At 44.8% G+C, this 25,055-nt stretch carries 19 protein-coding genes, 2 pseudogenes and 1 riboswitch; of the genes and pseudogenes, 12 read left to right on the forward strand and 9 right to left on the reverse strand.

From position 1 onward, the window contains the following. Nucleotides 1–80: 80 nt before the first annotated feature. On the reverse strand, nucleotides 81–2,510 hold the full coding sequence (plsB, locus tag VTAP4600_RS16155; RefSeq protein ID WP_102523714.1) for a glycerol-3-phosphate 1-O-acyltransferase PlsB: 2,430 nt from the start codon (nucleotides 2,508–2,510) through the stop codon (nucleotides 81–83). A 293-nt stretch (nucleotides 2,511–2,803) separates the two neighbouring features. Between plsB and lexA the strand changes: the two genes are divergently transcribed. The 3 genes from lexA to dinF all read left to right on the forward strand — a co-directional run bounded on the left by lexA (nucleotide 2,804) and on the right by dinF (nucleotide 5,744). Further along, nucleotides 2,804–3,418, forward strand: a complete 615-nt coding sequence (lexA, locus tag VTAP4600_RS16165; RefSeq protein WP_102523715.1) for a transcriptional repressor LexA — start codon at nucleotides 2,804–2,806, stop codon at nucleotides 3,416–3,418. Between the two features lie 98 nt (nucleotides 3,419–3,516). After that, nucleotides 3,517–4,326, forward strand: coding sequence for a class I SAM-dependent methyltransferase (locus VTAP4600_RS16170; RefSeq protein ID WP_102523716.1), 810 nt, complete (start codon nucleotides 3,517–3,519; stop codon nucleotides 4,324–4,326). A gap of 74 nt (nucleotides 4,327–4,400) precedes the next feature. Next, nucleotides 4,401–5,744 (forward strand): MATE family efflux transporter DinF, encoded by a 1,344-nt coding sequence (dinF, locus tag VTAP4600_RS16175; protein ID WP_102524021.1) that lies wholly within the window; start codon nucleotides 4,401–4,403, stop codon nucleotides 5,742–5,744. Between the two features lie 118 nt (nucleotides 5,745–5,862). On the opposite strand, the gene sthA is transcribed toward dinF, so the two are convergent. Then, complete coding sequence (sthA, locus tag VTAP4600_RS16180) at nucleotides 5,863–7,263, reverse strand: Si-specific NAD(P)(+) transhydrogenase (protein ID WP_102523717.1); 1,401 nt, start codon at nucleotides 7,261–7,263, stop codon at nucleotides 5,863–5,865. Between the two features lie 280 nt (nucleotides 7,264–7,543). Here sthA and fabR point away from each other — a divergent pair, with 280 nt between their 5' ends. Continuing rightward, nucleotides 7,544–8,158: an HTH-type transcriptional repressor FabR gene (fabR, locus tag VTAP4600_RS16185; protein WP_102523718.1), complete on the forward strand. Its 615-nt coding sequence runs from the start codon at nucleotides 7,544–7,546 to the stop codon at nucleotides 8,156–8,158. A gap of 16 nt (nucleotides 8,159–8,174) precedes the next feature. After that, nucleotides 8,175–8,546 carry a YijD family membrane protein gene (locus tag VTAP4600_RS16190; protein ID WP_102523719.1) on the forward strand — a complete coding sequence of 124 codons (372 nt, stop codon included), beginning with the start codon at nucleotides 8,175–8,177 and terminating at the stop codon, nucleotides 8,544–8,546. A gap of 92 nt (nucleotides 8,547–8,638) precedes the next feature. Here VTAP4600_RS16190 and trmA read toward each other — a convergent pair whose 3' ends face one another. Further along, nucleotides 8,639–9,748 carry a tRNA (uridine(54)-C5)-methyltransferase TrmA gene (trmA, locus tag VTAP4600_RS16195; protein WP_102523720.1) on the reverse strand — a complete coding sequence of 370 codons (1,110 nt, stop codon included), beginning with the start codon at nucleotides 9,746–9,748 and terminating at the stop codon, nucleotides 8,639–8,641. A 167-nt stretch (nucleotides 9,749–9,915) separates the two neighbouring features. Beyond that, a riboswitch (cobalamin riboswitch) is annotated at nucleotides 9,916–10,154 on the forward strand. Nucleotides 10,155–10,223: 69 nt separating this feature from the next. On the opposite strand from trmA, the gene VTAP4600_RS16200 reads away from it, so the two are divergent. The 3 genes from VTAP4600_RS16200 to murI are packed head-to-tail and all read left to right on the forward strand — an operon-like array spanning nucleotide 10,224 to nucleotide 13,685. Beyond that, nucleotides 10,224–12,104: a TonB-dependent receptor domain-containing protein gene (locus VTAP4600_RS16200; RefSeq protein ID WP_102523721.1), complete on the forward strand. Its 1,881-nt coding sequence runs from the start codon at nucleotides 10,224–10,226 to the stop codon at nucleotides 12,102–12,104. Between the two features lie 58 nt (nucleotides 12,105–12,162). Next, nucleotides 12,163–12,837, forward strand: a complete 675-nt coding sequence (locus tag VTAP4600_RS16205; RefSeq protein WP_102523722.1) for a Dph6-related ATP pyrophosphatase — start codon at nucleotides 12,163–12,165, stop codon at nucleotides 12,835–12,837. Between the two features lie 47 nt (nucleotides 12,838–12,884). Beyond that, on the forward strand, nucleotides 12,885–13,685 hold the full coding sequence (gene murI, locus VTAP4600_RS16210) for a glutamate racemase (RefSeq protein ID WP_415239666.1): 801 nt from the start codon (nucleotides 12,885–12,887) through the stop codon (nucleotides 13,683–13,685). Here the strand turns inward: murI and VTAP4600_RS16215 are convergent. Then, nucleotides 13,651–14,106, reverse strand: coding sequence for an RNA recognition motif domain-containing protein (locus tag VTAP4600_RS16215; protein ID WP_102523724.1), 456 nt, complete (start codon nucleotides 14,104–14,106; stop codon nucleotides 13,651–13,653). The two genes, murI and VTAP4600_RS16215, sit on opposite strands and share 35 nt — an antisense overlap. 547 nt (nucleotides 14,107–14,653) lie before the next feature. On the opposite strand from VTAP4600_RS16215, the pseudogene VTAP4600_RS16220 reads away from it, so the two are divergent. The 4 genes and pseudogenes from VTAP4600_RS16220 to traI form a co-directional block, all read left to right on the forward strand. After that, nucleotides 14,654–15,544, forward strand: a pseudogene (locus VTAP4600_RS16220) (type IV secretion system DNA-binding domain-containing protein); the annotation flags it as partial. 67 nt (nucleotides 15,545–15,611) lie between these two features. Beyond that, entirely contained in the window at nucleotides 15,612–15,791 is a 180-nt protein-coding gene (locus VTAP4600_RS16225) for a hypothetical protein (RefSeq protein WP_102523725.1), read from the forward strand. Nucleotides 15,792–15,989: 198 nt separating this feature from the next. Then, the gene (locus VTAP4600_RS16230) at nucleotides 15,990–16,208 is read left to right on the forward strand and encodes a hypothetical protein (RefSeq protein WP_102523726.1); all 219 of its coding nucleotides are present in this window, start codon (nucleotides 15,990–15,992) and stop codon (nucleotides 16,206–16,208) included. A 140-nt stretch (nucleotides 16,209–16,348) separates the two neighbouring features. Further along, nucleotides 16,349–22,126: pseudogene (gene traI / locus VTAP4600_RS16235) on the forward strand (conjugative transfer relaxase/helicase TraI). Nucleotides 22,127–22,144: 18 nt separating this feature from the next. Here traI and VTAP4600_RS16240 read toward each other — a convergent pair. The 5 genes from VTAP4600_RS16240 to VTAP4600_RS16260 form a co-directional block, all read right to left on the reverse strand. After that, nucleotides 22,145–22,504 carry a hypothetical protein gene (locus VTAP4600_RS16240; RefSeq protein ID WP_102523727.1) on the reverse strand — a complete coding sequence of 120 codons (360 nt, stop codon included), beginning with the start codon at nucleotides 22,502–22,504 and terminating at the stop codon, nucleotides 22,145–22,147. Nucleotides 22,505–23,095: 591 nt separating this feature from the next. Beyond that, entirely contained in the window at nucleotides 23,096–23,539 is a 444-nt protein-coding gene (locus VTAP4600_RS16245; RefSeq protein WP_102523728.1) for a lytic transglycosylase domain-containing protein, read from the reverse strand. 64 nt (nucleotides 23,540–23,603) lie between these two features. After that, nucleotides 23,604–23,939 (reverse strand): type I restriction endonuclease subunit M, encoded by a 336-nt coding sequence (locus VTAP4600_RS16250; RefSeq protein WP_102523729.1) that lies wholly within the window; start codon nucleotides 23,937–23,939, stop codon nucleotides 23,604–23,606. An 84-nt stretch (nucleotides 23,940–24,023) separates the two neighbouring features. Further along, complete coding sequence (locus VTAP4600_RS16255; protein ID WP_102523730.1) at nucleotides 24,024–24,410, reverse strand: DUF7659 family protein; 387 nt, start codon at nucleotides 24,408–24,410, stop codon at nucleotides 24,024–24,026. 42 nt (nucleotides 24,411–24,452) lie between these two features. Continuing rightward, entirely contained in the window at nucleotides 24,453–24,797 is a 345-nt protein-coding gene (locus tag VTAP4600_RS16260; protein WP_102523731.1) for a hypothetical protein, read from the reverse strand. Between the last annotated feature and the right edge of the window lie 258 nt (nucleotides 24,798–25,055).

Consider the following 25,055-nt stretch of genomic DNA (forward strand, 5'->3'; position numbering starts at 1 on the left):
AAAGCGACCTCATGTATGAAGGTCGCTTTTTTTGAGAGCCAAGTTTAGTTGTCGGCTTGAGAAGCTATCTCAATCAACACTTACTTCTCATTATCCAAGTGAATGCTCTCTTGAATCGTTAATTTCACTTCAGTTGAAACCAATGCAGAAAGCATATCGGCCAGTTGCTGAGATTTTGCTAAATCGCAGCCACCATCTTGATTAACATAGCCCTCTTGCTTAAGTGTGCTAAATAGCGCAGAGAAGACTCCTTTGTCGAAGAACTCCGGCGCATTCACCCCATGCAATTGACCTAAACGCTGGGCGACAAGTTGGCTCTTGAGTTCCAAATCCGCTTTGCCTAGATCGGGTTCCGCCACTAACTGGCAAACAGCAATAGAATAGCGCTGCAGCGTTTCCAATATCGTGCGAGAAAGCAACATTAATGATTGGATGTGTGCTTGATTTAGGCTTATGTTTTGCTCGGCTTTAGTCACTAAGCCCTGTGCTGATAGCTCATCAATCGTTTTGCTGACGACATCATTGATGTCTTGCAGTTCATAACGTAAGAAGAGCTCTTTTTTCAAGAACGGATAAAGCGTGGTCACCGCGCGCTGAATTTCAGTAATCGTCAGAGTCTGATGTTGAATGACCATCTGAGCAATCAAAGAAGGGATAGCGAATAAGTGAATGATGTTATTTCTATAGTAAGTCATCAATATTGATTGCTGACGATCAAGAGAAATAATGTCACCCATGCTATCGGCTTCTATAACAAACTTATCGAGTGACTCTGCATGCTCTACTAGTTCAGATGCCGTTTTGTCTGGCAATGTTGACGTCTGTGAATAAGGAACATTCTTCAGTAGTGACATGTAGCATTCGATCTGAGCGACCAAAGTATCTCGTGATAATGCTCGTTGGCGCGATGCCAAGAGAGCTGTGGCACAAAGCGTAAGAGCATTGGCTGCCGCCGCATCATTAATGTGCGTCATCATCTTGTCTGCAAGTGAAGTCACCACCGGATTCATCCATTGTGGTTTTTGTGTTTCTACAGAATCAATGTCGTTAGTCCAATTAGGCGCATGTTCATTCAAGTACTGGTTTAACTGAATGGGCGCACCAAAGTTGACATAACCTTGGCCAAAATTGCGTAACTTACGAATGGTGCGAATGACCAAACTCGCGTTTTCTTTTTCTTTGCGCTTGCCACGTAACTCTTTAGCGTAAGTCGAGACCTCCATTACGTGTTCGTAACCGATGTAGACCGGAACTAAGGTAACAGGGCGGTTCAAACCACGTAGCATCGCTTGAATGGTCATCGCCAGCATCCCGGTTTTAGCCTGCAATAATCGGCCTGTACGAGAGCGACCCCCTTCACTAAAGTATTCAACCGAGTAGCCTTTCGCGAACAACTCAGCCAGATATTCACGGAAGATAGTGGAATAAAGTTTATTGCCTTTGAAGCTACGACGAATAAAGAACGCACCGCCACGACGGAATATTGGGCCAGCAGGGAAAAAGTTTAAATTTATGCCTGCTGCAATGTGTGGTGGCACCATGCCTTCACGATAAAGGACGTAAGACAGCAGTAAGTAATCCATATGGCTGCGGTGACAAGGTACATAAACAATTTCATGACCATCTTGTGCAAGTTTACGCACAGTAGAGGCATTACTGATATTCAGGCCTTGATAAATGCGATTCCAAAGCCAACCAAGAATGCGTTCACCATTTTTGACCAATGAGTAAGAGAAGTTCGCCGCCACTTCATCCATGATGGATTGCGCCTCTTTCTGCGCTTTCTCTATGCTGATGTCTTTGCTTTTCGCTTCTTCTTCAATGGCTTTTTTGATGGCTTCTGATTTCAACAGGCGGTCAAATAAAACCTGGCGATTGGGTAAGCTAGGGCCTGATGCTGCAATTTTCTGACGAGAGAAGTGAATTCGAGCAACACGAGTCAGCTTATGAGCAATGCCTTTATCAACCCCATGATTATCGGCCATGTAACGCAAAGAGACGACAGGGCTAAAACGAACCAAACAGTCACGACCGGCAAAGGCGATAGCGGCCATTTTTTGTAAGCCGTTCATTGCTTCAAGATAAGGCTTCTGTTTTTCTTCTTTTCCAGGTTTTCTTCCCCACATCACAGTAATAGGCAACACTTGAATATCTAAGTCATTGTCTTGTCCGTGAAGTTGCAATAAGTCTGAAAATAGTTCGATAGACTCGTGTGGTGCATCACTGTCACTTTGCAGTAATGTTGGGCGGGAAGTAATAAATACAAACCGTCCAAACGCTTTGCCGTTTATCTCAAGCGGAGATAGCGGGTCAGGTAATCCAAACTCCGATGCGTATTTTTGCAATGTGACTAAATCCACATTAGAGCGGAAAGGCAATGCATATACGATAGGCTTGGTAATATCGATGCCTAGGTCGGTAACCGGATTCGAAGGGATCGTGGTGCCTTTTACCAAAACGGCCAACGGCAGTTTCAGTAGTGAGCGGGAAAAAGTGTCTCCAGAAGACATAACAATAACTGCCTCAGCGGTGTGTAAATTTTGCTTTAACGTTTCAAACGCTATTGCATCACTAGATTTTGCGCTGCAAGGATATCAGAAACTGGTCTAACCTTTTATCAATAATGCGCAAAAACTGATCTGTTTGTTGTGACGATAAAGGCCGACTCATTAAGAATAGGAGCAAAGCGTGACTTAGGCGGCTCTATGAATTCAAAATGCGTTAAAAAATAAACAATTGTGTTTGATCTATTGCTGTTACTGGATATACTCACAGTTAACTGTATAAACAGACAGGTGACCTAATGAAGCCTTTAACGGCGCGACAACAACAAGTCTTCGAGCTTATTAAAGATAAGATCGAAGTATCAGGAATGCCTCCAACGCGAGCAGAAATCGCGAAAGAGTTAGGTTTTCGCTCCGCTAATGCGGCAGAAGAGCACCTAAAAGCACTGGCTCGTAAGGAAGTGATTGAAATTATTCCTGGCGCTTCTCGTGGTATTCGAATTCTGCTAGAAGATCAATCCGAAAGCGGCTTGCCATTAATTGGCCAAGTGGCAGCGGGTGAACCTATTTTGGCGCAAGAGCACGTAGAGACTCACTATCAAGTAGATCCATCGATGTTTAAGCCTCAAGCCGACTTTTTACTACGAGTTAATGGCATGAGTATGAAAGACATCGGTATTATGGACGGCGATTTACTTGCAGTACACAAGACTGAAGACGTGCGCGATGGCCAAGTTGTCGTTGCTCGTGTTGACGATGACGTAACGGTAAAACGTCTAGAGCGTAAAGGTGCGACGGTTCTATTGCATGCTGAAAACGAAGAGTTCGAACCGATTAAAGTTGATTTAACGTCTCAACACCTTGCTATTGAAGGCATCGCTGTTGGGATCATTCGCAGCGGCGATTGGATGTAACCTGGTTTAAGAAAATAAATCAGGACAAGAGTAAATCGTTTCTTGCAAAGTTAAATGATAGTCATTATCATCTTTATAGTATTATAGGGAAGATGATAATGACACAATTGAAATCCCCTCCTAAAGCGCAGTACCAGATCCCCAAACATCTATTACAACCTATGTGGCTTAGAAGCCGAGAAAGCATGGTTGATGGTGGCTTGGTGTTTGATCCTATTGCTGCCAATGCTTGTCGTCGTTGTCATCTCGCCCCAGACTGTTTGGCCGGAGACATCGATCAACAGCAACTTCTTCATGCTTCTCTTACTCAACTATGCGACGATGCCGTCCGCAATTTTCTTCACCGCCACCCCGATGCATGGGTTCTCAATGTTGGCGCTGGATTGGATACCCGATTCTACCGATTAGACAATGGCCGCTGTCATTGGTTGGAGTTGGACATCAGTGAAAACCTACTGTGGCGGCAAAGGCTGTTTCATCCAAGTGAACGTTACCAACTTCGTTGTGGCAGTGTGACTCAGACCGAGTGGCTTGATGAGCTAGCCATTCCTGAAGATGCACCTGTCTTGATTGTGTCGGATCACGCATTGCTCAATTGCAGTGAATCCGAAATTGGTAAATTTATGTGCATGCTTGCAAGGCGCTTTATTCATGCTCAAAGCTGTTTTGTTGTCGCCGGAGATAAAACGCAATCTTGGTTGGGTAAAAAGTTGGGGACAACGGAATATCAGTACGGCTTTGCCAATCCCGCCGAGCGTTTTGGCAAATGGTTACCCTGGTCTCAATGGATAAAAGTACAATCGCCAGTAGAAGGGCATTGTATGCGCTGGAAGATGTGGCAAAGATGGCTTGCTAAAATGCCAACCAGTCACAGTTATACGCCTCTTGTTTTGCAAATGCGTTGGTGACCGCACCTAACATAGGGTGATTGCAACTGACATAGATAGTGGTTAACCTCATCAGATCTACTGATGAGGTTAACGTGAACAAATCCCTTTTATCATCCCTTTCGAATCTGTCGCTTCATAAGCAAGTACTCTTACTTGCTATTCCTATGGTGCTATCTAACATTACCGTGCCCTTGTTGGGTTTGGTGGATGCCGCGGTGATTGGCCATTTAGAGCATTCTTGGTATTTAGGTGGTGTCGCACTCGGTGGCACTATGGTCAGTGTGACATTCTGGTTGCTTGGCTTTTTACGTATGGCGACAACAGGGCTTACCGCGCAAGCTTACGGGGCAAAAAGCAAAGAAAAACTTGCACAGGTGGGTATGCAAGGCATGCTGATGGCAATGATCTTTGCGTTGATATTTCTAATATTTCACCAACCGATCGCTCACGGAATCTTTGCGTTAAGTGATGCCAGTGAGCAGGTAAAGACATATGGATTGCAATATTTCAGCATAAGGGCTTGGAGTGCCCCAGCGGCGCTAGGTAATTTTGTCATTCTAGGCTGGTTACTCGGGACTCAAAATGCCAAAGGTCCAATGTGGATTGTTATCATTTCCAACCTAGTGAATATCCTACTTGATGTTGTTTTTGTACTTGGTTTTGATTGGAAGGTGGAAGGGGCTGCGTTAGCGTCAGTTATTGCAGATTATTCGGCGCTGTCTCTTGGTTTGTTCTTTGTATGGCGTACATGGCGACGATTAGAGCTGCCTTCTCCGCTACAGCATCGTTCAGGGGTAACTCAAGGTTTAGCGAGATTCGTAAAACTGAATCGGGATATCTTTTTACGTTCACTATGCTTACAAGCCGCCTTTAGCTTCATGACCTTCCAAGGCGCGAGCTTTGGTGACGATACCGTTGCGGCTAATGCGGTGTTGATGAGTTTCTTGATGATCATTTCGTATGGCATGGACGGATTCGCCTATGCGATGGAAGCCATGGTGGGTAAAGCCATTGGTGCAAAGAATCGCGAAGCGTTGTCAGAAACACTGATAGGAACAACCTTTTGGAGCTTAGTGATCACTATGATCCTAACGCTCATTTTCTGGCTGTTTGGCCACAACTTGATCGCGTTGATCACCAGTATCGATATTGTCCAACATGAAGCTGCCCGTTATTTACCTTGGTTAATCGCAATGCCGTTAGTGTCTATGTGGTGTTTTTTACTTGATGGTATTTTTATTGGTGCAACGAAAGGACGAGAAATGAGAAACAGCATGTTTGTGGCGTCTGGTGCGTTCTTTGTGGCTTTCTTTGCATTTGAGCATATGGGCAATCACGCGTTATGGATAGCCATGCTCAGTTTTATGGCCATGCGTGGCATTGGTTTAGGCGTGTTGTTCTTCCATCAATGGCGAGCCAATACGTTTCTCGTGTAAGTATGTTAACAAGCGTGAAACTGTATTTTCGTGCTGGTGAGTGTTAAATGGCTACAAACCAAAGGAGTACCGATAGCGATCGGTACTCCTTTTTTAGTTCGTTTCAGTGTTCAGTTCGCTAAAACAAGCGGTTTAAGCCATTTAACGCCGCAACACGATAAGCCTCAGCCATGGTTGGGTAGTTAAAGGTGGTTTGAACGAAATACTCAATGGTATTCGCTTCACCTTTTTGTTCCATGATGGCCTGGCCAATGTGAATGATTTCAGCAGCCCTTTCACCAAAGCAGTGGATGCCAAGGATTTCTTTTGTTTCTCGATGGAACAGTATTTTCAATGAACCAAGGTCTTTACCTGCAATTTGAGCTCGAGCAAGGTGTTTGAATGAAGAGCGACCTACCTCATATGGTATCTTGGCTGCAGTGAGTTCTTGTTCTGTCTTACCAACGGAGCTGATTTCTGGAATCGTGTAGATACCTGTTGGAATGTCTTCAATCAAGTAATTGTAAGCTTCACCTTGAGTGGTTATAGCCTGTGCGACAAATCGACCTTGATCGTAAGCTGCGCTGGCAAGGCTTGGGTAGCCGATAACATCACCTACTGCATAAATGTGTTCACACGCAGTTTGGTAGTTATTATTTACGCTAAGCTGCCCGCGTGAATCGGCTTTTAGACCAGCGGCTTCCACATTGAGCTTGTCGGTATTCCCCGTTCGTCCATTGGCATAAAGAATGCAGTCTGCTCGCATCTTTTTACCAGACTCTAGGTGTACGACGACCCCATCTTCTGTGGGTTCTATCTTTTCGTAAGTTTCGTCATTGCGAATGATCACACCACTGTTCCAGAAGTGATAAGAAAGCGCATCGGAGGTTTCGTTATCAAGGAAAGAAAGCAGTCGGTCACGGGTGTTGATGAGATCGGTTTTAACACCTAAGCCTCGGAAAATTGAAGCGTATTCACAACCAATAACCCCTGCACCATAAATGATGATGTGTCTAGGGTCGTGTTCCAGAGACAGAATTGAATCACTGTCATATACGCGAGGGTGGTTGAAATCGACATCTGCAGGTTGATAAGGACGAGATCCTGTCGCAATAACGAACTTGTCGGCTGTGTAGTGGTCTACACTTCCATCGGCTTGTGTAACAGCAACAGTATGTGCGTCGATAAATTTGGCAGCACCGAAGATTAATTGGCACTCATTGCGGTCATAAAAACCTTGGCGCATTCGAGTTTGTTTGTCTATTACGCTCTTAGCATGATCCAAAATGGTAGAAAATGTAGCGTGGAGGCTGCTGTTGTTATGGCAGAAAAGTGGGTTGTTATTGAATTCAATGATGCGACTAACTGCGTGGCGCAATGCTTTTGAAGGTATGGTGCCCCAATGGGTACAACCACCACCAACATTAGGTTCACGTTCGATGATCGCAACATTGAGCCCGGCTTTGGTGAGACCCATAGCAGCACCTTCGCCTCCTGGGCCACTGCCAATTACAATTGCGTCAAAGTGAGTCGAGGTCATAGTTCTGCCTTTTGCTTAGTGCTTAACAATATATTATCTTTATCTTAACCTATTCCTTTGATGGATAAATGTTTGTGCTATCAGACAGTGGAAGGGATCACGTTGCTTCTGCAATAGAAATTGTGAAGTGGCTAATAACTCCTGCTGTTGAATCAGCAATTCTTACAAAAATCCGTAAAGTAGTCGTTGCCTACAAATGGACAGCCGTTACTTTCACGGTATAGTAATTGGATGCGCGACAGTGCGTGTGCAAAATTACTAAAGACAAAGTAGAAAATTCATGGGAATCCGAGCTCAACAAAAAGAAAAAACTCGCCGTTCATTGATCGACGCGGCCTTTCGACAGCTAAGTGCTGATCGCAGCTTTTCAAATTTAAGCTTGCGTGAAGTGGCCAGAGAAGCGGGAATCGCTCCAACTTCTTTTTATCGCCACTTTAAAGACATGGATGAACTGGGTTTGACGATGGTCGACGAAGGAGGCCTTTTGTTACGCCAACTAATGCGCCAAGCAAGGCAGCGCATTGTAAGAGAAGGCAGTGTTATTCGGACTTCAGTGGAAACATTTATGGAGTTCATTGAAAGTAGCCCTAACGTATTTCGTTTATTGCTACGTGAGCGCTCAGGCACATCCGCGGCTTTCCGTGCAGCAGTTGCTCGTGAGATGCAGCATTTCGCAGCCGAATTAACAGAATATTTGGTGTCAACGGGCATGGCTCGAGAAGAAGCGATTGTTCAAGCTGAAGCGTCTGTAACGTTAGTATTCAGTTCTGGGGCGGAATCACTAGATTTAGACTCAGAATCAAGAAAGGAACAAGTTGAGCGCTTAGTCGTTCAACTAAGAATTATTGCAAAAGGTGCATTCTTGTACCGAAAAGAACGTGAATCAACTAAATAGTAAGGCAGGTTAAACAATGTCTAATGAAGCAACTCAAAAAGACTTCGGCTCAGAAAAGAAAACGCTACTTTTAGCTTTGGTAGCAGGTATGTGTGGTAACGCATTATTAGCAGGATTAACAGTTAGCGAAGTTTCGTTCTCTATTTTTCCTCTGATCGCTTTGGTTTTGGCTGTTCAAAGCTTATATCAAGAGTACTTACGTAATCCGGTTGCAGAAGAAATCCCATTAGTGGGCTTAGGTTGTTTCTTCGTAGGTGCATTTGGTTACTCGGCATTCTTAAAAGCTCAGTATCCAGATACAGGTTCGAATTTCTTTGCCATTCTAGTTACCTTGATATTGATGCTTTGGGTGGGTAAAAAACTGGGTTATATAGTCAAACAAGGCTAGCCGTGTAAATAAGCTTAGCTAAGTACACAACAAGAATGAAAAAAGCCGCTATCACTAGCGGCTTTTTAACATCTGCATTTTGCGTTTTCAGTTTATGCTTTTCGTTCTAAAAATACGCCCGCTTCCATGTGGTGGGTATATGGGAACTGATCAAATAAAGCAAAACGGGTGATGTTGTGGGTCTCACCAAGTACGTCTAAGTTCTCTTTTAGTGTTTCAGGGTTACAAGAGATGTACATAATACGCTCGTATCCTTGCACCATTTTACAGGTGTCAATGTCCATACCAGAGCGAGGTGGATCAACAAAGATGGTGTTGCAGTTGTAGCTGCTTAAATCGATGTTTTGCTGTTTCAAGCGGCGGAACTCTCGTTTACCTTCCATTGCTTGAGTAAAATCTTCTGCTGACATGCGAACAATCTGAACGTTGTCTATTTTATTAGCCGCAATATTAAATTGTGCTGAGTCAACGGATGGTTTCGCCAGTTCAGTCGCCAGAACGCGTTCAAAATTTTGCGCAAGAGCCAGAGAAAAGTTGCCATTGCCACAGTAAAGCTCAAGTAAATCGCCTTGACTGTCTTGGGTGCAATCGACAGCCCACTCCAACATCTTCTGAGCAACGATGCCATTAGGTTGAGTAAAGCTGTTTTCTACTTGTTGGTAGATGTAGCTGTCACCGTTCACGTTGAGCTTTTCAATCACGTAGTCTTGATCGAGTACGATTTTCATTTTACGAGCACGGCCAATCAAATTCAAATTGAAGCCTTCGTCGTTAAGGCGCTGTTTTAGTGCTTTAGCATCGGCGATCCAAGCATCATCCAACTGGCGGTGATAAAGCAGTGACACAAGGATCTCACCGCTTAATGTCGATAAGAAATCCACTTGGAATAATTTATGACGTAGGGTCGGGTTGTCTTTCATCGCATCAATGATCAGTGGCATTAAGTCATTAATAAGACGACTTGCGGCAGGGAATTGATCAACGCGATACTTTTCCTTGGTTTCTTGATTGAACATGGCGTAGTACATGTCGTCACCGTCATGCCAAACACGAAATTCAGCGCGCATGCGATAATGTTGTTCTGGTGATTCGAAAACTTCTAATTCAGGCACGTTATAAGGTGCAAACATCTGCGTAAGACGTTCGGTTTTCTCTTCCAGTTGCTCGCGGTAGCGGTCTGGGTTCACATCAAGTGTTGCCATGAGGTCATGCCTATTGGTTTCTAGAAACAAGGAGCGCAGATTTTATTCAATCCACTTCGTTTGTCCAGTTTTGCGTGATTTTAGTGTCTAAATTCAACATATAGACGGGTGCAGTTAACATAATAGCTTATAGCAATAACATCTAGACAACAGACACAGGTCACACTACTATCCGTACCCATGCTGGTGGCCCATAGATGAACATTGTTTCAATGCTTCAGATTGTGAGCCTGAAAAGGGAATCTGGTGAAAATCCAGAACTGACGCGCAGCGGTAATAGAGAACGAATACCTTGGGTAAGACCCGAACACTGTTTAGCTTGCTAAGTGGGAAGTGAGGTACTAGGCGCTTATAGTTTATAGGCATGCTCTTAAGTCCGAATATCTGCCAGTAAATAAAAACACCTAATGTACCTATAAAAAAACAATTAACGGGCATTGGGTGAGGATTTCTCGCGAATTTAGGACTCTAAATAATGAACAAAACAGTTTTAGCGGCCGCAGTGGCGTCGCTGATGACACACATCCCTACATCTTTCGCACAAGAAGCGGCAGATTCCACTCCAAAATCTCAAACTCAAGAAACCATGGTCGTGACAGCGAACCGTTTTGAGCAGCCAGTAGGAAAAGTGACTGCAACAGTCGAGTATGTCACCAAAGATCAACTTGAAAACCTTCAAATAAAGTCTCTGTCAGAGGCTCTTGCGCTTTTGCCCGGAGTACAGGTTGCTCAGAATGGTGGCCGAGGCCAATCAAGTTCTGTTTATATTCGAGGCAGCGCATCTAATCATGTAGTGGTTCTTTATAACGGTGTACGAATAGGCAGCGCTACGACAGGAAGTGCTAACTTTACCGCGATACCTCTTGCTGGTGTAGAGAGAATCGAATTAGTTAAAGGTGCTAGAGCAGCAGTTTACGGAGCAGATGCTATTGGCGGTGTTATAAACATTATTACGAGCTCTGGTGCTAGTGAAAATACTGCAATTATTAAAGCGGGGCTGGGGTCAGACAAATATCGTCAGGCTGGTGCTGGATATAGCGGTAAGCTAGGGGATAAATCGTGGCTTAATCTGTCCGTAAATACTGAAGCGGCTGAAGGGTTTGATGTAGGCGGGACAGGACCAAGCCAACCAGATAACGATGGTTATAGTCGTAAGGACGTAAACTTTGAAGTCGGAACTCTTATTTCTGATTCTTGGTCGGCCAATTTTATGGGCTTCTATCATCATAGTAATAGTGACTATGAAAGCTATGATGGTAAGGCTCCTGATGAGCAAGAATCAGAGCTTTATAATTACGCAGGGTCAATTACTTACGATATAGGTCGCTTTAGTTCGGTTTTGTCGTTATCGACCAACAAAGATAGCAGTGATAATTTTGGTGGCACGACAAACGGAAGCCATCTTGTGACTAAAAGGCATGCTGCTAGTATCGTTAATATATATCGGATTAACGCTCAGTGGGTTATGAATGCAGGCTTAGATTTTACTCAGGACTCAGTCGCAGACTCAAATATTTATAGCAGCGGTAAGTATCAAAAATACGGAAAAACGGGTAGAAGTAATCAAGCTATATTTGTTTCATCTCTGTGGGGTTTTGATAGTACTCAGCTAGAAGCGAGTATTCGCCAAGATGGAAACAGTGTTTACGGTCAGAATACTACTTGGCAGTTAGGTGCGGGTTATCAGCTAAACCAAAATATTAGATTTGTAGCATCAGGCGGAACAGCATTCCAAGCACCAACCTATAATAATTTATATTGGCCTGGTTATGGGAATGAGGATTTACAGCCTGAAGAGTCACTTAACTTTGAAGCTGGCGCGGAAGTGTACACTGAATTAGCTGATTTTCGAGTGATTGGATACTCAAATACAATCACTAACTTGATTAATTATCAGTCTAAAGGTGAAGACCTTAAAAACTCCGACGCACATATTAAAGGAATCGAACTCAGTTCTACATTTGATACGGGTAATTTAAGTCACTCAGTATCAATGGATTTCTTAGATCATAAGAATAAAGTGAACGTTGCAGGCTGGGGCAAGCCGGAAGACATTCAAACTAAGAAGCTTAATCGCCGAGCAAATTTCGTGGCGAAGTGGTTTGTTAGCTATGAATATAATGCTATTCGGACGGATTTATCTTACCAATACCAAGGTAAGCGATTTGATGATACCAAAAACACAACGGAGCTAGCTCCTTATAGCTTGGTTAATTGGTCCTTGTCTTACCAAGTCGACCCTAATTGGGTAGTTCGAGCTAAAATTGATAACTTACTTAACGAGCAGTATGAAACAGCTTATAAGTATAACACTCAAGATCGTGCTTACTACTTAAATACAGCTTACCAATTCTAATTCGACCTAGAATATCAAAACCGCCTACGGGCGGTTTTTTCCTAAATGGAGATACCAAATGACCAAACCAAAAAGAGTGATCGTGAGCTGGTCATCAGGTAAAGACTCAACATTAACGCTGATCAAGCTACTAGAAGATCCGTGTTATCAGGTTATTGGGCTATACACCACTTATGTTGGTAACGAAGTCCCCTTTCAAGTAACGCCCATTGATGTCGTTGCAATGCAGGCTAAATTGACTGGCTTACCATTGATCACCATCGAATTACCTGAAGTCTTCCCGTCTAACGAGATCTACCAAACCAGCGTTGTTGAAGGTCTAGAACATTCGGGACTTGATATAGAAGCCGTCGCATTCGGTGACATGTTCTGCAATGGCATTGTGGAATACCGAAAGAGCTATATAGAAAAAGCGGGTTGGAAATGTGTATTTCCATTGTTAGGAATAGATAGCCAGCAACTCGCGAATGAAATCATAGATAGAAACATTAAAACCTTTCTCGTTACTACGGACAATGAGCGGTTACATAGGAGTTTCTGTGGGCAATGGTATAGCAAAACACTTCTTGAAGACTTACCTAGTGAAGTTGACTCTTGCGGTGAAAATGGTGAGTTTCACACATTAGTTACCAGCGCACCGTGTTTCGATGGCCATTTGAATGTTGTCTTCAATAACCTAGATTCTGGTGAACGCTTTACTCACCAAAGATACACGGCAAAGATTGGCGAATAGATAGTGAAGCAGTATGATTAGCTCGAATATTAAGAGCGAGTATAAAAGTGGCCACTCAAGATAGTAAAACTGTATTGGTGTTTGATTCAGGCGTCGGAGGGATTTCTGTATATCAGGAATTGTCACAGCTGCTTCCTCAGCTTAATTACGTCTATTTATTTGATAATGCCGCGTATCCATACGGTGAACTAGACCAATCGATATTGATTGAGCGAGTTTTGAAGCTTGTCTGTGAATTTGTTCGAGAACATAAAGTAGATATTGTGGTAATTGCTTGTAATACCGCGAGCACAATCGTACTGCCTCACTTGCGTCGTGAGCTCTCTATTCCTGTGGTTGGTGTTGTACCTGCAATTAAACCTGCGTCTCTTCTTTCTTCAAAGTGTATTGGTGTTATTGCTACTCCAGCAACCGTGACTCGACAATATACCCATGACCTAATTAAGAACTTTTCAGCGAATAAACCCGTCAAACTTGTAGGTTCGACAAGGCTGGTGGATCTAGCTGAAGAAAAGCTCAGAGGAAAAGCCGTCTCTTTAGATGAGCTGAGAGACATTCTTTCTGAACTCCAAGGAACCATTGATGTTGCGGTACTTGGCTGTACTCATTTCCCATTATTAAAAGAAGAAATTGGATTGGTACTAGGGCCTGACGTTGCTTTGATTGATTCGGGTGCTGCAATAGCAAGAAGGGTCGCTGAATTATTAGATATAAAGAGTGGTGGTAAGCAGGAATTAGAACATTTGATTTTTTCCAGTGCACCACCCTGGGAGAGTGATGCACTGAATCATGCATTAAAGCAAAGAGGATTCTCTAAGATTCAGATTCTTCCGACTCTGGATGTTTAGGATCGTTAGCAACGCGAACTTTTAAAGTGCGCTCCATATAATCCTTTTCATTTAAGCTAGAGATTATGTTCTTGGTGTCGTTACTAGCAACAACCACAAAACCAAATCCACGTCGCTTTCCTGTACGTTTATCTTTCATAAGGCGAACAGCGAACACTTGCCCATATTCAGAAAACAATTGGCGAACGTGAGATTCGTTTGCTTTATAAGGTAAGTTACCTACATATAGCGTGGTGGTAGCTGGTTTATCATCTTGTTCTTTCTTAGAAGAAGATGCAGGAGTTGAAAGTGAGAGAATAAGAGCGCAGGTAAATACACCAATAACAAAAGTTATTGCGGGAGACACTGCGATCTTGGAGAAAGCCACTGCACCTAGTACAGCGAGTGCGATGACGAGTAAGTACGATTTTTTTGAGTTCATATTCGAATACTACATTAGATTGTAAATTAAGAAGACGTATGCACTATTAACAAAATAGACACATGAATCTTACGTTTAACCTCGATGAAATTCCAACCAATTGATGTGATAGCCTTCAAATGTTGAAATTTTATTCGATAAACAAGCGATTGGTCTCTTTTTGACCGAACAGAATAAGATTTTAAAAAAAGGGTTGTCATCTTTTTAAAGCTCTCTATAATGCCGCCTCACTGACACGGAATGAGGCGCGAGTCACATTACGAAAGTCAGGGAGAGAAAAAGAAATCGAAAAGAATTCTTGACTCTCAAAATGGGAAGCGTATTATTCGCACCCCTAGCGGCAAGGCTTCAACGCTGAAATCGCTAAGCTCTTTAACAATTTAAACCTATCAATCTGTGTGGGCACTCGTTGATGATAATCAAAACGTTTTTACCTCGGTAAAAACAGTTTCTTCGGAAACAACTTTGGTTTCAATGAACTGAGTGACCAATACGAAATTAAGTTTACTTAATTTTGGCACAGTCAATTCATTATCGTTCTGTTGGAACGAAGCAACACGCCTCATTGCGCCCGCTCATCTCGACATGGCTTGCCATTGCTTCTAACGCTATCTTGGGCTTGAAGGCCGATGACAACCGGCGCATTTGGGTCATCATGGATGAGATGCCAAGTTTACATAAACTGCCAGAGCTGGATAACATCATCTCAGAGGTGCGTAAATTTGGGGGGTGCTATGTGATTGGTCTCCAGTCTTACGCTCAATTGGTTAAGACTTACGGCAAAAACACCGCGGATGTGATTTTTGATTTGCTCAACACCCGCTTCTATTTTCGCGCACCGTCGGCGCAAATGGCGCAGATTTCCTCTAAAGATTTAGGGGAGCAAGAAGTTGACGTATCAAGAGAAAACATCTCTTATGGTGCTAACGCCTTGCGTGACGGGGTCTCCATTGGACATCAGACCGTGACTCGCCCGGTGGTGTCGAGCAGTGAAATACAAGCCATGGATGATTTACAATGTTACTTGCGCGTACCAGGAAGCAGCTTCATCACTCAACTGGATTTACACTTTGATAAGAGGCGCGATGTCACGCCCGCGTTCATCAAGCGAAATTACACGCTCTCGCCTGCGATGATACGGGCGTATCAAGAAGCGGTGTATTGTGAATGTGTGGCGCCTGGACTGTTTCTTAATGAAGAAGACCGGGATGTACTGGCAAAAAGGCAATCTGAGCAGTTTGATACGCCCGAAGAGATGACGCTTGAGACCGACCAAATCAAAGCGGCCACTCAAAGTGACGCAGTCAAACACCTCGCAAGCGAAGAAGCCGCTAAACTCAACGTCGAGAGTGACTATCAAGAGCGCGCTCAGGCAGAGCTTGAAGAGTCTGCGATATCTCAAGATATCGAGATGGAAACAGGAGAAATGATTGAGTGAACCATGATGACGTCGTACTTAATAACAAGTCCTCTTTTTTAACTGAGATCAATACAAGGAAGTTCACATGGTAAAACAGCCCTTACAAGATCATCAACGCATCACCATTAAATCCAAATCAACTCACAGTGAGTCTCCCATCAAACCCTTATCAGAAGGAAAAAAAAGTGAACACAAAGTGCGGCGGCGCATTGAGGATTTACTGGACGAGCAAGCTTTTCACCAATTATGGGACACATTTGAATAAGCATTGACACCTCAAACGATAATGATTATCATTTATCTCGACATTGCTCACATTGCTTCCAGTGTGATTTGGGCGCGGCTGAATATAACGCCCCAACCTTGCTCCATTTAACGACGCCACTTGGCGTCGTTTTTTCTGCTCCGCATCGCGTATCCTATCCCTTGTCTTTTTTCATTCCTGTTTTGCATGGGAGGCCACATGAAGCCAAGAAAACACCAACAAAAAAACCAAAGACAACATCAGCCCCGTCCCGCATCATCTCAAAAAGAGATCCAAGCAAAAGCGTTGTTCGTGCTTGATATGCTCGATGGCAATGACTGGCGACACCTGACATTGACGCATGAAGCCGCATTAAAGCTCATTCGACGAACCAATCACCGAGGGTATACCTTGACCCCTTGCACGCCCGCCGATTAATCACTCCAACACCAAGCCTTGCCATCGCAAGGCTTTTTTACGACACGCAGCCAAAACGCGCCATTTCACACATTTTACCGACCGACTCGCCGCTCAGCTTTGCTGCTAGCGGCGATTTGCGTTGCATAAGGAAAATACTCATGCTTTCTATTAGCCCATTAAAATCCGCCTCTGGCGCTGCCAAATATTACCTAAGCGAAGAAAACCCAAAAGACCTACCTGACGTCTCTTTAGAAAAAGACGTCGGTGACAACTACTACCTCAAAGAAAAAGACCAGAGGAGAACACCTTTTGGCATGGCAAGCTCGCCATCGAAGCGGGACTGGCGGGCAAAGCCGTAGAGCAAGCCACCTTAGAATCGGTACTCTCAGGCAACCTAGGCGGTGAAACCATTAAAGGGAAACGAGATGACCATAAGTGCGGTTTAGACCTTACCTTGTCAGCCCCAAAAGGATTCTCCATTTTAGCATTAGGGGGCGGTGACACTCGTTTAAGGGATGTTCTCAAAGACGCCGTCAAGTTTGTGGCCGATGAGATTGAAAAAGACACCGCGCAAGTGACGGCCATCAATAAAGAAGGCGAACGTGAATATCACAACACAGGCAACATGATTTTCGCAGCCATCGGTCACAAGACCAGCCGTGAAAATGACATGCAACTGCATTACCACTTGTTGGCTCCAAACATGACGCGAGACCAAGAGGGGCAACTGCGCTCACTCGCTTCAACCATTAAACAAAAAGGGGGCGTCATCAATGGCACAGGTGAACGCATCTACACCTTCCAAAAATATTACACCGCACTCTTTCACAGCAAGATAGCGAATGAAGTAGAAGCCATTGGTTATCAAACTCACGGACTGGGCAATGGCCAGATAGACATATCGGGCGTACCACAAACGCTTATTGAGGCTTCGTCCACCCGTAAACAACAAATTGACCAGCAAGCCCTCAATTTTGGTGACACGCAAGCGGCAAGAGACACCGCCGCCCTTGATACCCGTAAAACCAAAACTTATGAGACAGACAGTGCGCTCAATACAAAGTGGCAGCAAAAAATTAAAGAGGTGGGGTTTAAGCCAGAAGAGTTAGTGAAAAACGCGCAGCAACTCACCAAACAGGAACAACAACCGACCTTGATTGCTCAAGAAGCGTTAGCACGAGCCGTTTCTCACCTTGAACAAAACAATACCGCCCTTCATGTAGAAAAAATCATTGAACTTGCCGCGTCTGATTTTACCAAAGGAGGCGTTCAAGCCAATGCGATTGAGCTTAAAGCCACCCTAGACCAACAGATAAAAGAGGGCGCGCTTATTCCTTTAGCCGATAAAGGGCAATACACCACCCAAACCCTGATTGATAATGAGCAATCACTCATGAAAAGCACCCAAGGACGGGCGCACCACATGCGCACCCACGTTGACCCCTCGCTCTTACATCGCCTTGATATTCCAGCCAACCAGCAACAAAAGCTCACCGACCTATTTCAGTCCACCAAGCAGTTTCATGTCGTCAATGTGCATGGCTCATCACAGGGGATCGCGCAGCAACTGCTTAATGTCGGCAACCACAGCGGCAAACGGGTTCAGTTCGTCTCCCAAACCGCCAAAGCCAAATCAGAAGGCGTGGAGAATATTCAGCGCCACAGCCACACCTTAGGCGCATGGATAGCCCATCACTTTTCACCTGAGCAGCGCCACACTACCCAAAGCTTGCTCCAGGGCGCAACGCCGTTCACCAACAAAGACATCTTGCTCATCGACGACGCCAATAAGATGAGCGCTAAGGAGCTGATGAGTCTCACCAACCAAGCCAAGCAATCCAACACCAAGGTGGTGATGCTGAACCGCGTCTCCAGTCGTCAAGGCTTTAAAGCCAACAACGCCATTGAACTGTACCGCAAAGGCAACGTAGAGCGTCATACATGGGCGGGTGGGAAAAGCGCCCCCACCGACATCAAGCTGCATGACAACGACACCGATAGGATAGCAAGGGTCTATGCTGACTTGCCGGACAAAGCCAACACCCAAGTGATTGCCACCTCCGGCGTCGAGCAGCGGCGATTAACCGAAGCAATACGAGGGCAGTTAAAAAACACCGGCGCCCTCTCTCGTCATGAAACCACCCTATTCACTCAAACCCCTCACTCTCTCTCCAAAGCGCAGCAACCGCTTGTCCAACACTACAAACCCGGCATGACCCTCACCCATTGGGAGAAAAACAAACCTCAGAGTTTTGTCATCGCCAGTATCGACAAAGAGAGCAACACCATGACCGCACTCAGCAAACGCGATGGACAGTCACACCGCTTTGACCCGTCCAGTCGCGCCTTTAAGAATATGAAGATGCAAATCAATAAACCGCAAAGTCTCAACATCGCCCAAGGCGAACGCCTTCGCACACTGGGTAAGCACTTTCCTTCTGGCTTAGAGGGCAACCAAAGTTACCTTGTCACTAGCGTGAATAAAGAACACATCACACTGGAGAATCAAGGTGATAGTCAAGGTAAGTCACAACACCTACGCCTAGAGAGTCTAAAAGACGCACCCCTGCAATACGATTACGTTCACGGCGCCAACCATATTGAACAAAAAGCCCATACTTTACTGTCAGGAAAAGCGTTTACTCTGTCTAAACCCCTGATAAACGACCTGACCGAAAAAACAGCGCGCCTTGATGTCTTCACCGACAAGCCAAACAAAGCCCAAAGCGCCCTAGAAAAAGAGCAGGTGTCCCCGTCAGCCATTGAGCGCGTCTTGCACACGCAAAACGTCAACGACCGCTACCTAAGCGGCGCCACCCAAGCCTTGTTAACACAAGACGTCAGTCAGGCGCTTTCCGCCTTGGCAAAAGCGCAAAACGCCCCACTGATTGAAAAAGCGGTCAGCTTTGCCTTAAATCATTTATCTGAGCGTGAAGCGGGATTTAGCCAAAAAGCGTTAGTGGTGGAGGCGGTACGCTACGCCTTTGAAGAAGCCGGTGGCGTTATTACCAAAGACCAGATTGACACGGAGCTTACCAAGCGACGTGACACCCTTTCAGCGGAGTACAGTGACGGCACGCGCTGGACAACACACGCTGCGCTGGAGACTGAAAAACGCATCTTGCAAAACATCACCGATGGCAAGGGCCAACATCCGCCTTTTTCGACAACCAAGCAGGTGCAAGCCTTTCTTGAGACCAAGCCTCGCCTCACTCAAGGACAACAAGGCAGCCTTACCCTGATTTCAACCACCCAAGACAGCTTTGTCGCCATTCAGGGCTTAGCCGGTACGGGGAAATCCACTATGCTCGAGTCCAACATTGAACTTATCCAGTTAGCAAAACAAGTCAGCCAACAACCCGAGCAAAACGTCATTGGTCTTGCCCCCACTCACGCCGCCGTTTCTGAGCTGGAAAGCAAGGGCGTGAAAGCGCAAAGCCTAGAGAGCCTACTCAGCGACGTCCGACAAGGCAACCACCAAGCCAGTGACTATCAAGGCACTTTGTTCTTTCTCGATGAAAGCTCCATGGTCAGCAACAAACAAGCCGATGAATTCACGGCGCTGGTCAATGCCAGTCAATCCAAAGCCGTACTGTTAGGGGATAAAGAGCAGTTGTTATCTTTAAGCGCCGGTAAACCCTTTGAGCTGGCCATGCGTCAAGGTCGCCTCGATACCGCTTACATGACCGACATCATTCGTCAGCAAAACGACACCCTACTCAATGCCGCGCAAAACACCATTGATAAGCAGCCCGAAAGCGCCTTGGACAAACTCCAACGCCAAGCGCCTGACGCGCAAGGCAATCACCAACATGTCATCTCTACGCTGGATGAAAACAATAAAGACCGACGCCAAGCGCAATTAGAAGCGACTGAAAAGCTGCCCTTTGTCGTAGCAAAGGATTATCTAGCGCGCACACCTGAAACCCGCGAAAACACGCTCATCATCGCCTACACCAACCAAGAGCGTGATGACATCACGGCCTACCTCCGGGTTGGCTTAATGAAAAACAAGGAAATCGGCAAAGAGAACATTGTCGCCACGAGATTACGCTCCATCGGCGCGACGGGTGAAGAGCTCACCACCATGATGCCGTACCAAAAAGGCTTAGTGCTGAGCACCAAGCCAGGTGAGTACGCCACCATTACCCACGTGGATTCGGAGCACGGCGTGGTGACGCTTGAAGACGCCAGCACAGGCAAGACAAAGCCGTTCTTACCGCGTAACCGTGACCATCGTTTCACGACGCTTTTCAGTGTGTCAGAAAAGCCGCTGTCTACCGGCGATAAGATTGTCACTCGCTTTACCGACAAAAGCCGCGACATCAAAGCCAATGTGGAGTACCGCATCACCCAAGCAAGCCCGGACAGCATCATCGCGCAATCAAAAAGTGGCCAAACGCTCACCATCAACCCGAATGAGTTAACAGACAGTCATTGGGATTACGCTTACAGCCGAACCGCGGATATGGCGCAAGGGGCCACGTACCCACACGTCATTACGGCCATCAAAAGCAAAGGCGCATTAACCAACCTAAGACGTGCTGGCATTGATGTCACGCGCGCCAGCCAGCACGTGAGGCTCTATACCGATAACACAACACGCCTGCTCAAAAGCTGGTTATCCACAGAAAGCCATAAAGCCAGCGCGATAGAAACCGCCAACCAAACCCCAAGACACCACCTACTTTAACCGCAACGCCCTGCCCCATGAGGACGTTCGCTTCCAAAATAAAAGCGGTGACTTTGACTACAACACCTTTAAGGAGCACATCAATACACAACTCCCAAAATACACCGAAAGCCTAGCCATGCACTTATTAGGCAAGCCCAACCAGTCCAAATCCGACCGCGACTATTTAACCTTTGGCATTGGCAAATCCGCCATTAAAGTGACCCTAACAGGCGAGCATCGTGGTTATTTTAAAGACTACACCACGGGCGAGAAAGGCTCACTGATTAACCTCATCATGAGCCACAAAGACATGGGCTATAAAGAGGCCATGAAGGAAGCCAATAACCTGTTAAATGAGCCAGATAAATACCAACTGGAGGAAAACAGCAAACATGATAAATTGCTCAATACCACCCCAAAACATATTGCGCAATTTGAAGAGAGAGCCAAGGAATACATCAGTCAGAGTAAACCGATAGAGAACACACTGGCCCAAACTTACTTAAACAAGCTAGGGGTAAATCACACCCACAATGACCAAGTTAAATTCCACCCGGCAGTCTACTCGTCCGAAGACAAACTCTTCCATCCGGCCATGGTTACCAATATTCACAACAAACAAGGCGAAACCAAAGCCATTGAAGTGACCTACCTTGACCATCAGGGAAATAAAGACGATGCCTTAGACATTAACCCAAGAACGCTGGGGACAAAATCCAAACAATTAACGACCTTCCATCAAGGGGAGCATGTAAACACCACCCTCATCAGCACGTCGATTGAAAACTCGTTTTTAATACGCGAGCACACTCAAGGCCAAATGGACATTATTAACGTCAACCACAAGAACGACATTCAAAATATACCCACGGATGAATTAAGACAGAATGTCATTGTTGTCTTAAACCAAGGCAACCACGATTTAAACCCGAACAACATCGAGAAGATTGTTGAGAACTTTAATGGTCGAGACATTCAATTCATGTCAGACGACCATTTAAAGGAGGACATTAAAACCTGCATAGATAAATTAGACCGCGATAACCGCGCGCATGATATCGAATTAAGCGAACCCCATCCCACTCATCAAGAAAGAGAATTAAACGCACTGAACATGGATGAGAAAAAAGAACGGGACAGTCAATCCCTTGAACACTTTGAAACCAAAGCGCCGTCACCTCAACACGAGATGGATTTTAATCATCCAGAGAAAGAGAGCGATTGGGAGAGCAGAGAAATAGACAGAGAGTTAGAGCGATAATAGAGGGTAGCCATAGGGCTACCCTTTTTTTTCGCCGGTAAGATAATCCTCGACACTTTTATCAACCAAGGCCGTATTGGATTTTCTTTGCTCAATGGAATCGGCTTTATTTTTGTAATACCTCTCACCATCAAAGCTATGCGCTAAATTTAAATTTAATACCCCTTGAACTTGCCTAACTCTGCGATACGTCTCTTCCATCAACTCACGGTTTGATGGACGATCGTCATCGCTATCATTAAGTTTGATCCGCAACGCCAACGTCAAAAGCTGGCGAGCGGCTTCTGCATCACTCAACTTCTCTCTCTTTTTAAACTTAACGAAATCTTGCTCTAACTTCCCATTAAGGGAAGTTTGTAAAGGGTAAGAACGCGACATAATTTACCTTTTTTCCTTCAATGAATGTCAATGAACGCTTACTTTTAGCCTCAATGAACCCCAATTAAATCACAATGAAAATGCATTGTACATGACCATTATCATTCACTCTAGACCCACAGCATAAAAGGGATGAATATCAATCCAATCAAATACCATTGATATTACATTGAAATCACTCACAAGCCTTTTCCTAAAAGGCATCAATTAGAATTCATTCTATCTGCATGTTTTTTAATTGGGATTTCAGCGGCTAATTAATTGAGATTTTGAAAATTTTTCTTACCTATATAGACGCACCATAAATCAATTTAAGTTGTTGTTTTTAGTGTTTTTATATTTTTAACAGACAACCATTCTCATTGAAATCAATGCGCCGTGGGGTGTGGTAACTTTCAGAGAAAGTAAAAAGTCGGGGCGGCTTCATCAGCTAGAGTGGGTAGAGCTTGAGGAAATAAAACCAGGGCAAAGCAAAAAGACGAACCCATGGCGACTGAATCGGGGATGCAAAAAGGGATGAACTGGCAAGAGCAAAGAGGAATGAGAACGTTGGACGGCAAGACGCATTGCACCAGAGTGGTGCAATGCGGGTTATTTTACGTTTTGCGAATAATAAACAGATTGGACTTTTTGGATGTATATTTTTCTGGCGGTTTCGGTACGTTTGGAAAACCCTGCGTTATATGCCCCCACGCTGTTCCAGTTATAACCGTGACTGGCAAAGTTCGCGCTTAATACCCATGCACCTAATGACACGTTAAAACACGGTTCATAAACATTCTGATCATTCACATTAAAATCAGAAAGCTTGTCGAACCAGATTGAGTTAATTTGCATTAGGCCATAATCGCGGCTCACGACCTCACCGACGTTATTTTTATTTTCATTGATAGCCTTAGGGTCTAAGTTACTTTCAACGGTTGCAATGGCTCTGAGTAAATCTGGTGACACATTATAATGGTTGCCAGCCTCATTAAAACAAAAAGCAAACACGGGGAAAGGGAAAATAAGTGCCCATAAAAATAGTGTCTTCATATCCTCTCTCTATTAATAACAATCCAGCCCGAAGGCTGGATGATAACACGATAAATAATGACCGTTAGTATTCGAACGGGAATAATACGGTGGTCACACTTCGATCACCTTCGGTAATAATCCAAATCCTTTGATTGCAAATTTGATAACCTGACATGATACGAGCGCCTATTTTTGTCGCTTCATCATTGGCAATTTTATCTTCTATTGGCATATTCCCCCAATCCCCATTTTGATGACGCATTAAGTAAATACGTAAATTGGCTCCGATGTTGTCACTCAATAACATTTTTACGCCTTGTGTCATCACCACCGCTCCCAATTCAAAAGGTTGGGCGCTGCACACATACGGCTCTACTTCCATTTTTTTATCTTCTATTGTAAACTCTAGTTCGCTCATTATTGGTTTTTCCTTTAGGTTTATATAATGGGTCGCGCCTTGATATTTATTACCGTTGATATCAAGGCGTTTTTTATTGGCTGATTAACACACCTTTTCGGTCTGGCAAATGTGGCGATAGACTTGATGAATATCATCAAAGCAATAGCCGTACTCGGTGAGGTTTTCGACGCAATCCATAATGTCCCCGCTATAAAAGCATTCGTAGTTAAATAGCTCACGGCGAATAATGGCGTCTTTCCCATTTTCTTTGATGTCTTGCTTAATTCCTTCTTGGTTAATGGTGGCGAGACGGTTAATTAATTGTTTGGCTCTGTCGGTAGGACAAATTAATCCAGCCCCTATTGAGACGTATTCAATCCCTTGTTGTTTTGCTTTGGCAAACTGCTGATTAGAAAAAGCAAAAAAAGCCCCTGCGTCATTAAACGCTTGCGTTTGTTTATCTTGGATGTAATGAGATAACGATTTCATGGTTTTAATATTCCTTGTCTTAATTAAAAACATCGCCCGTCATTAAAACGGGCAACGGTCAAATGAATAAAGGGTTTCAAAAGGCGTAGACACATCCAGCACAACAAAACAGTCCGTTAACGTCCCGATTTGAAATTGGCGCATGATAAGGGCGCGTACCTCTGCCAGCGTGAACGGGAAGTACTGAGCCTCACGCTGAACAAACCCTGCGGCCTTGAGTTCTTCTGCTGTAATATCACTCCAAGGCGCAATCGAAAATCCTTGCGGTGCGCTCTTGCTTTGCTCTAAAGAGACATCATGTTTTGGTGAGCTTTCGCCCGCCAGCGGCGAGACGCTGGTCGCTGTTTGGCATGTAGAGAGAGTTAGGGTTGAGTTTTGTTGCGCCATGGGGAGTTTCCTTTTTGTTTGAGTATCACCTTTCGGAGCCGCTTAGCTGTCCATCGGGCTTTCATGGTTCTCAATAACAAGGGCGCGAAGCGTTCATATACCCTTGTTATTGAGGTTCTGAAAGGTCATGGTTAACAGCTTGCGAGTCCGTAAGGTGATGCGAGTAGAAAGGAAAATCGGCGCATAAAAAACTCGGCCCTTACTCTGTCTTAATGCCATGCAGTGAAAGGCAACGAGGAAGAATGACGAGGCGTAGCG

The sequence above is a fragment of the Vibrio tapetis subsp. tapetis genome (assembly GCF_900233005.1).
Lineage (GTDB): Bacteria > Pseudomonadota > Gammaproteobacteria > Enterobacterales > Vibrionaceae > Vibrio > Vibrio tapetis.